This window comes from Pantoea sp. Fr-CA_6, from assembly GCF_024520895.1.
In the GTDB taxonomy this organism is placed as follows: domain Bacteria; phylum Pseudomonadota; class Gammaproteobacteria; order Enterobacterales; family Enterobacteriaceae; genus Pantoea; species Pantoea agglomerans.
Genome location: NZ_JALNPO010000006.1, coordinates 171,759 through 185,352 on the forward strand (window position 1 = coordinate 171,759; position 13,594 = coordinate 185,352).

Here is a 13,594-nt window from a genome sequence, read left to right on the forward strand (position 1 = left end):
TGTCATTGGCCGCCGTGCGTGGTAAAGTCTCGCGGTCAGACTATTCACGGTCAAACAAGGAGAGGTCACCCGTGGCGAAATACCAGCGATTGATGGATGAGATTCAGCAGCAGATTGAGGCCGGCATCTGGCTGCCGGGCACCCGTCTGCCGTCATTGCGTCAGCAGGTCGCGCAGCAGGGCGTCAGCCTGATGACGGTGCTGCATGCCTATGAGTTGCTGGAGAGTCAGGGCTGGATCGTCTCCCGTCCACAGTCGGGTTACTACGTTGCACCGCGTGCCTTAGCACCCGCGCCGCTGAGCGTGGCGATCAGTGAACAGGTCGATATCAACGACTTTGTGTTTGATGTGCTGCAGGCCACGCGCGATCCGGCCATCGTGCCGTTTGGCTCCGCCTTTCCCGATCCCGCACTCTTTCCGCAGCGCCAGCTGATGCGCTCGCTGGCTAACGTCTCTCATCATCTGACCCCAACCGATGCGCTGCACAATCTGCCGCCCGGCAACGCCACGCTGCGACAGCTGCTGGCGCAGCGCTATGCGCGTCAGGGCATCACCCTGTCGCCGGATGAAATTGTCATCACCAGCGGGGCGCTGGAGGCGCTGAACCTTAGTCTGCAATCCCTGACCGAGCCGGGCGATTATGTGGTGATTGAACAGCCGAGTTTTTATGGCGCGCTGCAGGCGATAGAGCGGCTTAAGCTCAAGGCGCTGGCGATTCCGGTCGACGCCAGAAATGGCATCGACCTCGTCCAGCTGGAGGAGGCACTGCAGCGCTGGCCGGTGAAAGCCTGCTGGCTGATGACCACCCTGCAGAATCCGCTGAGCGTAACTTTAACGCCAGAACGCAAACAGCAGCTGGTCGCACTGCTGGCGCGTTATCAGGTGCCGATGATTGAAGATGATGTCTATGCCGAACTCTGGGCGGGTGATGCGCCGCCGCTGCCGGCGAAAGCCTGGGATCGCCAGGGGAACGTGCTGCACTGTGGCTCATTTTCAAAGTCGCTGGTGGCAGGATTTCGGGTCGGCTGGGTCGCGGCGGGGCAGCATGCGCAGCGTATTCAGCGGCTGCAACTGATGAGCACGCTCTCTACCAGTGCGCCGATGCAGCTGGCGCTGGCCGATTTTCTTGCCACGCGGCGTTACGACACCCATCTGAAGCGGCTGCGACAGATTCTGGCGAAGCGACAGCAGATGGTGCGCCAGGCGTTAATGAAGGTGCTGCCGCCGCAGGCCACGGTCAGCGAAGCGCGCGGCGGCTATTTTCTCTGGGTGACGCTGCCAGAAAGCATCAATACGACCCGGCTCTATCAGCGGGCGCTGGCTCAGGGGATCAGTATTGCACCGGGGCAGCTATTTTCGGCAGGTGAGCAGTTCAGGCACTGCTTCAGGTTAAATACCGCCTGGCCGTGGGATAGTCGGGCCGAGGCGGCAATCGTGAAGCTGGGTCAGCTGATGGCGGAAGGGCAGGCGGATTAAACCCGCGCCGCTTCCTGATGGCCCCAGGTCAGGTAGTAGACATCATAGAAGTCCACTTCCCCTTTTTGCGTCAGCAGACGCTGGATACCGCTCTTCACGCGTTCTGGTGTCTCAGGCAGCGACAGAATGCGTGAGATTGCCTGTTCGCGCACCGGCTGAATGTAATACCACTCGCCGTTGTAGCAAACACGCAGATCGAGGGCATCGATATCTTCAAAGCGATATTTCGGGTTGATATCCAGCAGCATCAGCACACTCATCACCAGCACAAACACGGTGGCAAACCAGAAGGCGGGCCAGCCGAGCATCTCGGTGGTGAAAATCAGCGCCACGCACAGGCCGTAGCAGAGGTACATTACTGCCCAGAGACCAGGGTGGTTCTTCAGAAACGAGAGGCTGAAACGCGGCAAATTGTCGCGACGTTCTTCGCGGTTAAGCAGGGCGATCTCGTCAATCAGGATTTGTTTAATAGCGTCCATTTGTTACCTCACTGTCATCTGTTAGCTATTACAACAGATAACAGTCAAGCATATCAGAAACAGATCTGTGCTTTTTTTATATAACAGTTTATACAACAGTGCCCGGGGCGTCGGGCTGCTGCGCCTTTAGACTTCCCGCCTGACATTTTGCAACACTTTGCCGCAGTAAGAACCGCTACCCTCTGTCGCGCAGGCACACTCCGACCCTATAGTTAACGACACATTTGGCTTTAGTCAGCAATATCAGTCAATTATCTCAATTGTGTCGTCTGGCGCACATTGCATTGTGCTGCGTGTTTGCCACACTTAGAAAAACATCGGAGAACCTGTATGCGTGCCTCATCCTCCAGTCTGCTATTAATGATGTCCTTTGCCGCTGGCACCTTCTCGGCCGGGGCCTCTGACAATCCTCAGCATCTGATGCTTGCCAGCCCGTCGGGCGGTGTACCCAATAACCCGTTACCTCTGATTATCTGGCCGCGCGTGGTGCCGGAAGAGGAGGAGATCGCCACGTGGTTTGAAAAAACTTTCGAGGAGAACGGCTGGCCACCCGCCTGGCGCTATCCGATCTTCCCGTATACCCATTATCATCCTAATACCCATGAACTGCTGGGCGTCGCTGAAGGCTGGGCGGAAGTGCTGTTTGGCGGCGACAGTGGCCGGATGGTGACCCTGCGCGCAGGCGATGCGGTCCTGATTCCGGCGGGTGTCGGCCATCGGCAGGTCAGCGCCAGCGAAGATTTTATGGTGATTGGCGCCTATCCGCATGGGATGTCACCGGAGACACTGCGCGATGAGCCCGCGAAGCTGAAAATGGCCCAGGAGCAGGTGAAAAAAGTGCCGTTACCGACGCAGGATCCCTTTACCGGCAAAGAGGGCGCATTAACCGAGATCTGGCAGCCGATTGCCGCGCTCACCGCCCAGCAGTAAGCCATGGGGCGAGCACGCCCCGATGCCGCTCCGCCAGCCCGGCTTTCGCGTCCCGTAAGCCTGGCTGTCACCGGGCTGTCATCAAACTGTCGTAGCGTTTTGCCCAGCATGTCAACGGCAAAGGCAGAGTAAGATGGCGGCAATATCCTTAACCGGACTGAGCAAAGCGTTCGGCGCGCAGCCGGTACTGGACGCGGTTTCGTTACAGATTAACCAGGGCGAGTTTGTCGCCGTTCTTGGGCCTTCTGGCTGCGGCAAAACCACCCTGCTGCGCCTGCTGGCCGGCTTTGAAACGCTCGACAGCGGTGAAATCCGCATCGGTGAACGTCAGGTTGCCGCAGACGGGCTGCACCTGCCGCCGGAAGCCCGCGAGCTCGGCGTGGTGTTCCAGAACTACGCTTTGTGGCCGCATATGACGGTCGCGGAGAACGTCGGCTACAGCCTGAAGGTGAACGGTGTGGCGCGCGCAGAACGCGAACTGCGCACCACCCAGGCCCTGACGCTGGTCGGGCTGGATCGCTTCGCCGACCGCCGACCCGCCGATCTCTCCGGCGGTCAGCGCCAGCGCGTGGCACTGGCACGCTGCCTGGTGGCACGGCCGACGCTGGTGCTGCTGGATGAGCCGCTGGCTAACCTCGATGTCCATCTGCGCGCCACCATGGAAGAGGAGTTCCGCCGCTTCCATCGCCACAGTGGCGCCACCTTACTCTATATCACCCACGATCAACGCGAAGCGATGGCACTGGCCGACCGCATCGTGGTGCTCGAACACGGCAGAGTGATGCAGTTCGCCAGCCCGCAGACCCTGTGGCGCGAACCGGCTAATGAGATGGTGGCGACCTTTATTGATGAGGGGCGGGTGCTGCCGGTCAGCGACATTGAGCCGCTCGATCCGGGTCAGGCAACCGCCACGCTCTGCGGGCTGCGGGTTTTGCTGCGCTGCTCGCCTCACCAGCGCCCGCTGCCACACGGCAAAGCCAGCTTCCACAGCGTCAGTTTTCACCTCGCCACTGAGGGAGAGCGGCAGTTTGCCGCCCGCGTTGAGCGCATTATCTTTCGCGGTGGCTACAATCAGATCAACCTTCGACCGCTTAATCAACCGGATGTCAGCCTGTCGCTGACGCTTAATGATGCTGCATTACTGGCGGTGGATGACACCGTCGGCGTCGCCGTCGATGACGGCTGGATTCTTCCTGCATAAAGGGTTTCAGAAACCATGAAAACGGCTTTTCGTACTCCGCTTCACGCGCTGTTGTTGCTGTCGGGCCTGGCGGCCTCAACCCTGTTGCAGGCGGCCGACGCGCCCGGCGGCAAGCTGGTGGTTTACACGTCGCAGGCACCTGAAATTGCGCAACAGACCATCGATGCGTTTAAGGCCGCGTATCCGGCGGTGGAGGTGGAGTGGACCCGCAACGGCACCACTCAACTGATGAACGTGCTGCGCACGGAGATGATGAGCGGCCAGGTCAAACCCGATGTGCTGCTGGTGGCCGACGCGATCAATCTGGGCGCACTCAAGAAAGAGGGGCAGCTCTATTCATATCCGGCCGCCCCGGTCAGCCACCTGAAGCCTGCCTATTACGATGCGGATAAAACCTTTTTCGGCACCAAAATTATCGCCACGGTGATCGCCTATAACACCCAGCGTGCGAAGCCGGTCAGCAGCTGGAAAGCGCTGGCAGTAGAAGAAAACAGAGGCCAGATTGCGGTCCCCAGTCCCCTCTATTCCGGTGCGGCGCTCTATAAGCTGCATACCGATATCCATACCCCGTCGATTGGCTGGGCGTTCTATCAGCAACTGGCCGCTATCGGCATTGCGCCACAGGGCGGCAATGGACCGGCGCTGAAAGCGGTTGCCAGCGGCATGGATAAGTATGGCGTGATCACGGATGCCGATATTATCCGCGCCAAAAAGCAGGGATCGCCCATCGATCTGGTCTATCCGCAGGAGGGCGTCTCCTATGTGACCGAGCCGGTGGCGATCATGAAGTCGGCGCATAATCTGCCGGCCGCCAAAGCCTTTGTTGATTTCATGCTGTCGGAAGCAGGACAGCAGCTGGTGGCGAAGCAGGGAAACCGGCCGGTCGATGCCCGCGTGGCGGCACCCAGTGGCTTTGCGCCGATTGAGCAAATCACGCTGCTGACGCCGGATGTGGCAAAAGCGGTGGCCGAGGATGCTCAGGTCCGCGAAACCTTTACTGAACTGTTTGGCGGCTGATCGTGAGCGTGCTGGGCAACGAATGGCGAAGAGGCCAGGCCGCCAGGCATCGCAGATGGCGGGCGGAACCGCTGGTGCTGGGCATACTGGTGCTGGTGATCGGCCTGCTGTCGGTGGCACCCTTTGCCCGGCTGATGGGAACCGCGCTGGCACCGGATGGCATACTGGATAGCGATCGCCTGCTGAGATTGCTGACCAGCCGGCGGGTGCTCAGTGCCACACTGAATACCCTGGCGATCGGCATCAGCGCGACGTTGCTGTCGCTGCTGCTGGGAACGGTGGCCGCCTGGCTGGTGGCGCTCACCGATTTGCGTGCCAAAGCGGCCTGGGTATTCGCCTTTATCCTGCCGCTGATGATCCCGCCTCAGGTGACTGCGCTGGCCTGGATACAGGCGCTGGCACCGGGCAGTCTGCTGGCCACAGCGGTGAATGCGCTGGGCGGGACGTGGCTGGCACCCGGTCAGCAACCGCTCTATACCGCGACCGGCATGGTACTGCTGCTGGGTCTGCACAATGCGCCGCTGGTGTTCCTCACGGTGCGGGCTGGCCTGCGTCGACTCCCCGCCGAACTGGTGGAGGCGGCCCGTATCAGCGGCGCATCACCCCGGCAGATTCTGTTCACGGTGATCCTGCCGCTGGCGCGCCCCGCGATCTTCGCCGGGGCGGCGCTGGCGTTTGTCGCTGCGGTCGGGAATTTCGGTATCCAGGCGATGCTGGGTATTCCGGCGCGGGTGCCGACGCTGATTACGCTGGTTTATCAGCAGCTCAATACCCTCGGCCCCGGTGCGCTGCCCAATACCGCCGTCTACTCGATGCTGATTGCGCTGATCACCCTCGCCGGAATGCTGATTAGCGGCTGGCTGGGTGGACGGCGCGATGTCCGGGTCAGCGGATCGCCACGACCCTGGCACCGGCCGCTGGGGCGCGCGCGACTGCCGGGCGAAATCATCGCCTGGCTGTGGATGGTGATCACCTTGCTGCTGCCGCTCAGCGCCTTGCTGACCACCGCCTTAACCCGCGGTTTCGGTCAGGCTCTGAACTGGCAAACCCTGACGCTGGAGAATTTTCAGCAGGCGCTGTGGGGCTATCCGGCGATACGGCAGGCGTTCTTTACCAGCCTGTGGCTCACCGGCCTGACGGCGATGCTGCTCAGCGTCATGGCACTGTTCCTCGCTTTCTTTCTCAGCTGGCATCGTACCCGGCTGGTGCGGGGGCTGGGATTCGCCAGCGAGCTGACCTATGCGCTGCCCGGCATTGTCACCGGCGTGGCGGCGATGCTGTTTTTCCTGCGGCCACTGCCGCTGCTGGGATTTTCTCTTTACGGAACGGTGTGGATTATTCTCGCGGCCTATCTGGCCAATTTCCTGGCGCTGGTGTTAAGGCCGACGCTGGCCGGGTTCGCGCAAATCGAACCGTCACTGGATGAGGCGGCGCGCTTATGCGGCGCGGGTCTGATGCGGCGGATGACTGACATCCTGCTGCCGCTGGCGGCACCTTCTGTGCTGGCCGGTGCGCTGCTGGTGTTCCTCACCGCGCTGAATGAAATACAGGTTTCAGTGCTGCTGGTTACCGCGCAAACCCAGACGCTTGGCCCGACCATTATTTTCCTGGACGAAGGCGGATCGGCGCCGCTGGCGGCGGCGGTCGGATGCCTGATGATTGGGATCGTGCTGGGCTTAATGCTACTGGCCTCACGACTGACGCGCCGTCTGCCGCAGGGAGTCCTGCCATGGCAAGCCTGACGGTGATCAGCGGCGTCGGCGGAAAACTGCCGGCCGCTTTCCTGCTGGAGATAGAGGGATACCGTCTGTTATGGGATTTAGGTGCCGGGCCGGAGCCGGGCGTCCGGCCCGCAGTGGACGCCATCGGCCAGGTCGATGCGCTCTGCCTGACCCATTCCCATGTGGATCACGCGGCGGCGCTGGATAGCTGGGCCGACATCGGTTCACCGCCGGTCTATGCCAGTGAGATCACCTGGCAGCAGTTGGGCGAGGCTGGCGTGCCGGCTCAGGCGCGACGCATCCTGCCATTGCGCGGCCAGTGCGCGCTGGGGCCGCTGAATCTCTTTACCGGTCGCAGCGGGCATTCGCCAGGATCGATCTGGTTTCATCTGCCGATTGCAGGTGGCATCACCTATATGGGCGACTGGAGTCGCGAATCGCTGCTGTTGCCGTTTGATTGCCCGCCACGCGCACGGCTGTTGATTACCGATGGTTCCTATGGCGACCGCAATCAGCGACTGGCGCAGCAGATCGACGCGCTGGCCCTGGCGGCACAAGGGGGCGCCGTGGTCACCGCGCCGCTGCACGGGCGCGGCCCTGAGATGGCGCTGCAGCTCAGCGCTCGCGGGCTGCCGGTGGTGATGTGTCCCCAGGTGCGCGAAGAGGTGGCGCAGTTGCTGGCGCTCAACAGCCTGCCCGCCGCGGCGATGCTGGCGCTGGCCCGGTTATTGCGCGTCGCAACACCCGACCGCTGGCGACCGGATACGGTTATTGTCGCGGCGGATGCGGTGGCTGACAGCGGGCTGGCGGCGCAGCTCAGCCATCAGCCCGACTTTCGTCTGATCTTCAGCAGTCACGTTTCCAGCGGCACCCGTGCCTTTGAGATGCTGCAATCCGGCATGGCACGCTGGCTGCCGTGGAATGTGCATCCGCCGCTCGACGATCAGCTGGCGCTGATCAGACAGACGGCGGCCCAGAAAGTGATCCCGGCGTTTGTCGCGCCGCAAGAGTGCCAGCAGCTGATGAGCCAAAGTCCGGCAATGCTCTGCTGGCAGCACCGTTATTCGCTCTCCTCGCGCTGGCAGCGGGTCGCCTGACGCGCCGCCGCCACGGAGTCATTGAACATTTACTCGCCGCTGCCGATAAACCCCTTATAAACACTGATTAATCTTCTTAATGCGCTTGTCATCTCAGCTCTTTTCGGCTGTAGTCTGCGCACGCTATTAAGAATATTCCTAAGCCGTCATCCGGCTACAGAGCAGCAGGCTAATCACAATGGATAATAACTCTGAGGTCATCTATCGCATGCTGGTACAAAGCGTGAATGATTACGCCATCACTATGCTAAAACCTGACGGTATCATCGGCAGCTGGAATCAGGGTGCTCAGCGCACGATAGGCTATACGCCAGACGAGATGATTGGCTGTAGCTTTGCCCTGTTGTATAGCGAAGAAGATCGCCGCCGGGGCCTGCCGCAGCGTGGGCTGGATATGGCTGCGACTGCCGGACACCATGAAAGCGAAGGCTGGCGCTATCGCAAAGATGGCAGTGCTTTCTGGGCACACGAGACGATCGACCCGATACGCAATGACGCCGGTCTGCTGGTGGGATACGCCTGTATAACCCGCGACTGTACTCAGCAGCAGGAGCAGCAGCGCAAAGAGCGGGAGCAGGAGATGCGCTTCCGCCTGCTGGTGGAGGGCGTTACCGATTACGCTATCTATATGCTCGATCATGACGGCAACGTGGTGAACTGGAATGCCGGGGCACAGCGCGCCAAAGGCTATGTGGCGGAAGAGATTGTCGGCCAGCATTTTTCCCGCTTCTACAGCGCCCAGGATCGCCTGAACCGTGTCCCGGAGCAGAACCTGCAAACCGCTTATCGCACCGGCCGCTTTGAAGATGAGGGCTGGCGCTACCGCAAAGATGGCAGCGCCTTCTGGGCGCATGTGGTGATCGACACGATCCGCGACGATCAGGGTAAGCTGCTGGGCTACGCTAAAATCACCCGCGACTGCACCGAACAGCAGCGCGTCCGCAGCCAGCAACGGGAGCAGGAGCAGCGTTTCCGTCTGCTGGTAGAAGGGGTCACCGATTACGCCATCTATATGCTCGATGTCGACGGCGTGGTGGTGAACTGGAATGCCGGTGCGCAGCGTGCCAAAGGGTACAAAGCGGATGAAGTGGTGGGTCAGCACTTCTCGCTGTTTTACAGTTCCCAGGAGCGGCTGAACCGCATCCCGGAAGCGAATCTCGGTATCGCGCTTAAGACCGGCCGTTTTGAAGATGAGGGCTGGCGCTACCGCAAAGATGGCAGCGCCTTCTGGGCGCATGTGGTCATCGACGCAATCCACGATGATGACGGTAAGCTGGTCGGCTTCGCTAAGATCACCCGCGACCGCACGGAACGCCGTGAGCAGGAGCAGCAGGTGCTGCGCGCCCGGGATCTGGCTGAAGCCCAGAGCACCCAGAAAACCGCGCTCTCTAAATTCCTGGATAATATCATCGCCAACATTCCCTCCTGCGTGATTGTGGAAGATGCGATCACCCGCGAGATCCTGCTGGTTAACGACCGCACTCAGCAGCTGTTTGGCCTGTCGAAATCGCTGATCGTCAACAAGCGCCCGCACGAATGCATGTCGCCCGAACTCAGCGATTACTTTAATAATCTGGCGGATGTTGCGCTGCGCAGTGAGGGCATGCATGAACGTGAGCAGTTGCTGATGACCGCCAGCGGCGAACGCATTCTGCATACCCGCGCCACCGCGATTAACGGTCAGGATGCGCGACGTAACTACCTGATGCTGCTGGTGGAAGATGTCACTGACCAGCGCGCTGCTGATGCCCGTATTCACCATATGGCGCACCACGACAATCTCACCAGCCTGCCGAACCGCATTCTGTTCCGCCAGCGTCTGAGTGAAGCCTTGCGCACTGCCGGTCAGATACAGCGTCAGACTGCCGCGCTCTGCCTTGATCTCGATAACTTTAAAAATGTGAACGATGCGCTGGGCCACCAGATTGGCGACGAGTTGCTGCGCAGTGTGGCTAAGCGTCTGCGTAACGCGCTGCGTGACCAGGATACTCTGGCGCGTATCGGAGGCGATGAGTTCGCCATCGTGCTGCCTTCGGTGGCCAGTAATGAAGAGGCGAGCATTGTGGCGCAGCGCCTGATTGAGGCGATTCGCCCGCCGGTCAACGTTGAAGGCCATAATCTGTCGGTCGGGCTCAGCGTGGGTATTGCGCTCAGCACCACCATCACTAATACGCCGGAGCAGCTGCTGCGCTGTGCGGACATGGCGCTGTATGAAGCCAAACGCAACGGTCGCAACCGTTATGAGCATTTCACGCTGGAGATGGACGATGTGGCGCGCAGTCGACGCCTGATTGAAAACGATCTGCGCGATGCGATTAGCGGCGGGCATCTGCGGCTCTACTATCAGCCCATCACCAACGGTGATAACCGTACCATCATTGGCTATGAGGCGCTGATGCGCTGGCATCATCCGGTTCGTGGGCTGATCATGCCCAACGACTTCATCCCGATCGCTGAAGAGACCGGCCTGATTCATATGCTGGGGGCGTTTGCACTCTACGAAGCCTGTCGCGAAGCGGCGAGCTGGGAAGGGGAGCAGTCGGTCTCGGTCAACCTCTCACCGCTGCAGTTTAAAAACAGCTCGCTGGTGCCGGTGGTGGAAGGTGCGCTGAAAGAGTCGGGTCTCGATCCGGCGCGGCTGGAGGTTGAGATCACCGAATCGGTGCTGCTGGATGATTCGCTGGGTAATATCCGTACCCTGCAAAATCTCAAGGCGCTGGGCGTGCAGATTGCGCTGGATGATTTCGGCACCGGCTATTCGTCGCTGAGCTATCTGCGATCTTTCCCGTTCGACAAAATCAAAATCGACAAATCCTTTATCAATGATATGGGTGACAGCCGCGAGGCGCTGGCGATTATCCGCGCCATCACCGGCATGAGTCGCAGTCTGGATATCCAGATTACTGCCGAAGGGGTGGAGAGCGATGAGCAGTTCGCTAAGCTGCGCGATGAGGGCTGTACCCTGTTCCAGGGCTTCCTGTTCGGACGGCCTCAGCCGTCGGAACTGCGGCTGAAAACGCTGGGTTAACCCGCGCCGGGTTAATCCATACCGTGTTAATCCATACCGTGTTAATCATAGAGGCCATGCTGCTGGACCGGCGCATGGCTGAGATTATCGCGAATGCGCCGCACCGACTCGCGCACCACCAGCCTGCCATTCAGCAGCAGGCTGCCGGTGGGCGTGCCGGGATTCAGTCGCATCTCCTGCAACATTCTCACTGCCGCTGCGCCCAGCTCATCACGCGGCACCTGCACCGAGGTCAGCGGAATATCGTGGATAGCGGCCAGGTTAAAGCCATCCATACTCATCACCGAAATATCCTGCGGCACCCGCAGACCGGCCTGCTCCAGCGCAGTGACGGCGCCCGCCGCAATATAATCACCGCTGGCGAGAATCGCGGTCGGGCGCAGCGCATCAGGGCAGTGGCGCAGATATTCACTCAGCCGCTCCGCCGCTTCATTGCTGCTGAAGCTGTTCAGGGTCAGCAGATGCTGGCGGCTGTCAAACCGCAGGTTCATGGCATGCCAGGCGTCGCGCACCCCCTGCAATCGCTGCTCCATGGTGTAGCGGCGTAAGCAATGCAGCGACAGGATCTGCCGGTGTCCCTGCTCAAACAGGTAGCGCGCTGAGAATTCACCAATCAGCTGATGATGGGGCGAGACCGAAGGCAGGCGCATTCGGCGATCGCGGGCGTTAATCAGCACGCAGGGTTTGTTCATCTCCGCCGCCAGCTGATGAATATGCTCATCATCAATGCCGATCAGCAGTGCCGCTTCGGTCTGCTGCATCTTATCAATAAACAGCGCCGCATCACTTTCCACCTCCTCCAGCGGGCAGTAGCGCAGCCGCACCTCATGCGGCTCCACCGCCTGGCTGATCCCCTGAATCACTTTGTAGTAGAAGATGTCACTGCGTACATCAAAGGCGCGCGGCGGGGCAAAAACCATCAGGTTATTCAGCAGCAGGCGACCACTGTGCAGGTTGTTTAGCACGCCCTGTTGCTGCGCCACGGCCAGCACTTTGTCACGGGTGGCGGGCCGGGTATTGGCTTTACCCGCCAGCACCCGCGACACCGTACTGATGGAGACGCCGCTGAGTGCCGCAATCTCGCTTACTTTCAGCCTTTGTTTCATTCTGTGATCGCCTTCAAATCTGCTGATGAAAAATTTTTCATAACCTGCTGAATCGCGTCAGATAAGCGTTTCAGTGCCATTTTCTGCCGGGATTCAGCCTGCCATGAAAAGTGTTGCAAAAAAGTGTCTGTACCCACGTTTCGCACTTTTCTAAGTTCGTTACAGGACACGCGGTACGCCAGCAGGCGGTGTGCGTCATCAATGGCAATCAGGAGTGGCACAATGAGCCTCGAATCAACAACCAAACCCATCAGTGCATCCCGCACGGTGCGCGTGATTAAAAATTTACGCTGGTGGATGCTGGGAATGTTCCTGCTGGGTGTAACCGTCAACTACATCACCCGCAACTCGCTCGGCATTCTGGCACCGGAACTTAAAAACAGTCTGCACATGACGACCGAACAGTACTCCTGGGTGGTGGCGGCGTTTCAGCTGGCCTATACCCTGTTTCAGCCAATCTGCGGCTGGCTGATCGATGTGATCGGACTGAAGATGGGCTTCCTGATCTGCGCGCTGATCTGGTCGGTGACCTGTCTGCTGCACGCCGGTGCGGGAAGCTGGCTGCATCTGGCATTGCTGCGCTTTGTCATGGGCGCCTCTGAGGCGGCGGCAACGCCCGCTAACGCCAAAGCGATCGGTGACTGGTTTCCGAAAAAGGAGCGCCCGGTCGCGGCGGGCTGGGCGGGCGTCGGCTTTTCGATTGGTGCCATGCTGGCGCCACCGATTATTTATGTCGCGCACATAACGTTTGGCTGGCAGGGCGCCTTTCTGCTGACCGGCGGGCTGGGCCTGCTGTGGGTTGCACTCTGGTGGTGGGGATATCACTCGCCCGAGAGCCATCCTCGTCTCTCTGATGAGGAGCGGGCCTTTATTAATCAGGACAACGAAGCGATCGGGGAAAAACTGCCGTTCTTCACCGCGCTGAAAGTGATTGGTAAAGAGAAGAAATTCTACGGCATCGCCATCCCGGCTTTTCTGGCCGAACCAGCCTGGGCGGTACTGAGCTTCTGGGTACCGCTCTATCTGGCCAATGAGCGCGGCATGGATCTCAAACAGATCGTGATGTTCGCCTGGTTGCCGTTTCTGGCCGCCGACCTCGGCAGCGTCGCCAGCGGCTATCTGACCAAAATCTATGTGCGCTGGTTTGGTCTCACCCGCGTCAATTCGATTGTCGCCAGTTCGGTGACCGGCGCACTGCTGATGGTCTCCCTGGCGCTGATGACGCTGGTAAAAGATCCCTGGCTGGCGATCGCCCTGATCTCCGTCGGTGGCTTCGGCCATCAGGTGATCTCCTGCATGCTGAGCGCGCTAGTGGTGGAGCGTTTTGATCGCCGCCAGATGGCCACGGTCAACGGCATGCGCGGCTCCTGCGCCTGGATCGCCAGCTTTATCTTCTCGCTGATTATCGGTGTCACCGCCGATACCATCGGCTTCAATCCGCTGTTTGTGGCGATGGGCTTCTTTGACCTGATTGGTGCCGTTTTCCTGGTGATGCTGGTCGCCGAACGCCGCCAGCGCCCTGCTAACCCATAAGGATATC

The 13,594-nt window shown here is 60.1% G+C and carries 11 protein-coding genes; 8 read left to right on the top strand and 3 right to left on the bottom strand.

What is annotated here, in order from left to right; genetic code table 11:
- Positions 1-71 precede the first annotated feature (71 nt).
- On the top strand, positions 72-1,475 hold the full coding sequence (locus tag NR201_RS13090) for a PLP-dependent aminotransferase family protein (RefSeq protein ID WP_010249003.1): 1,404 nt from the start codon (positions 72-74) through the stop codon (positions 1,473-1,475).
- Here NR201_RS13090 and NR201_RS13095 read toward each other — a convergent pair.
- A complete protein-coding gene (locus tag NR201_RS13095) occupies positions 1,472-1,954 on the bottom strand; it encodes a YlaC family protein (RefSeq protein WP_010249002.1) in 483 nt (160 codons plus the stop codon). The two genes, NR201_RS13090 and NR201_RS13095, sit on opposite strands and share 4 nt — an antisense overlap.
- Before the next feature lie 330 nt (positions 1,955-2,284).
- Between NR201_RS13095 and NR201_RS13100 the strand changes: the two genes are divergently transcribed.
- From NR201_RS13100 to NR201_RS13125, 6 genes are all read left to right on the top strand, one after another.
- Positions 2,285-2,884, top strand: a complete 600-nt coding sequence (locus tag NR201_RS13100; protein WP_010671108.1) for a cupin domain-containing protein — start codon at positions 2,285-2,287, stop codon at positions 2,882-2,884.
- Between the two features lie 133 nt (positions 2,885-3,017).
- Positions 3,018-4,085: an ABC transporter ATP-binding protein gene (locus tag NR201_RS13105; RefSeq protein WP_256849840.1), complete on the top strand. Its 1,068-nt coding sequence runs from the start codon at positions 3,018-3,020 to the stop codon at positions 4,083-4,085.
- Positions 4,086-4,100: 15 nt separating this feature from the next.
- Positions 4,101-5,102 carry an ABC transporter substrate-binding protein gene (locus NR201_RS13110; RefSeq protein ID WP_061703100.1) on the top strand — a complete coding sequence of 334 codons (1,002 nt, stop codon included), beginning with the start codon at positions 4,101-4,103 and terminating at the stop codon, positions 5,100-5,102.
- Between the two features lie 2 nt (positions 5,103-5,104).
- Positions 5,105-6,844 (top strand): iron ABC transporter permease, encoded by a 1,740-nt coding sequence (locus NR201_RS13115; protein WP_132499399.1) that lies wholly within the window; start codon positions 5,105-5,107, stop codon positions 6,842-6,844.
- Positions 6,832-7,920, top strand: a complete 1,089-nt coding sequence (locus NR201_RS13120; protein ID WP_172608895.1) for an MBL fold metallo-hydrolase — start codon at positions 6,832-6,834, stop codon at positions 7,918-7,920. Before NR201_RS13115 ends, NR201_RS13120 begins: the two co-directional genes overlap by 13 nt.
- Positions 7,921-8,098: 178 nt before the next feature.
- Positions 8,099-10,948, top strand: a complete 2,850-nt coding sequence (locus tag NR201_RS13125; RefSeq protein WP_033772588.1) for a bifunctional diguanylate cyclase/phosphodiesterase — start codon at positions 8,099-8,101, stop codon at positions 10,946-10,948.
- A gap of 41 nt (positions 10,949-10,989) precedes the next feature.
- Here NR201_RS13125 and NR201_RS13130 read toward each other — a convergent pair whose 3' ends face one another.
- Both NR201_RS13130 and NR201_RS13135 read right to left on the bottom strand, forming a co-directional pair.
- Positions 10,990-12,054, bottom strand: coding sequence for a LacI family DNA-binding transcriptional regulator (locus tag NR201_RS13130; protein WP_010248992.1), 1,065 nt, complete (start codon positions 12,052-12,054; stop codon positions 10,990-10,992).
- Complete coding sequence (locus NR201_RS13135; protein WP_132499402.1) at positions 12,051-12,305, bottom strand: hypothetical protein; 255 nt, start codon at positions 12,303-12,305, stop codon at positions 12,051-12,053. Before NR201_RS13135 ends, NR201_RS13130 begins: the two co-directional genes overlap by 4 nt.
- Here NR201_RS13135 and NR201_RS13140 point away from each other — a divergent pair.
- Positions 12,277-13,587 (top strand): MFS transporter, encoded by a 1,311-nt coding sequence (locus tag NR201_RS13140; protein WP_010248988.1) that lies wholly within the window; start codon positions 12,277-12,279, stop codon positions 13,585-13,587. The two genes, NR201_RS13135 and NR201_RS13140, sit on opposite strands and share 29 nt — an antisense overlap.
- Positions 13,588-13,594 lie beyond the last annotated feature (7 nt).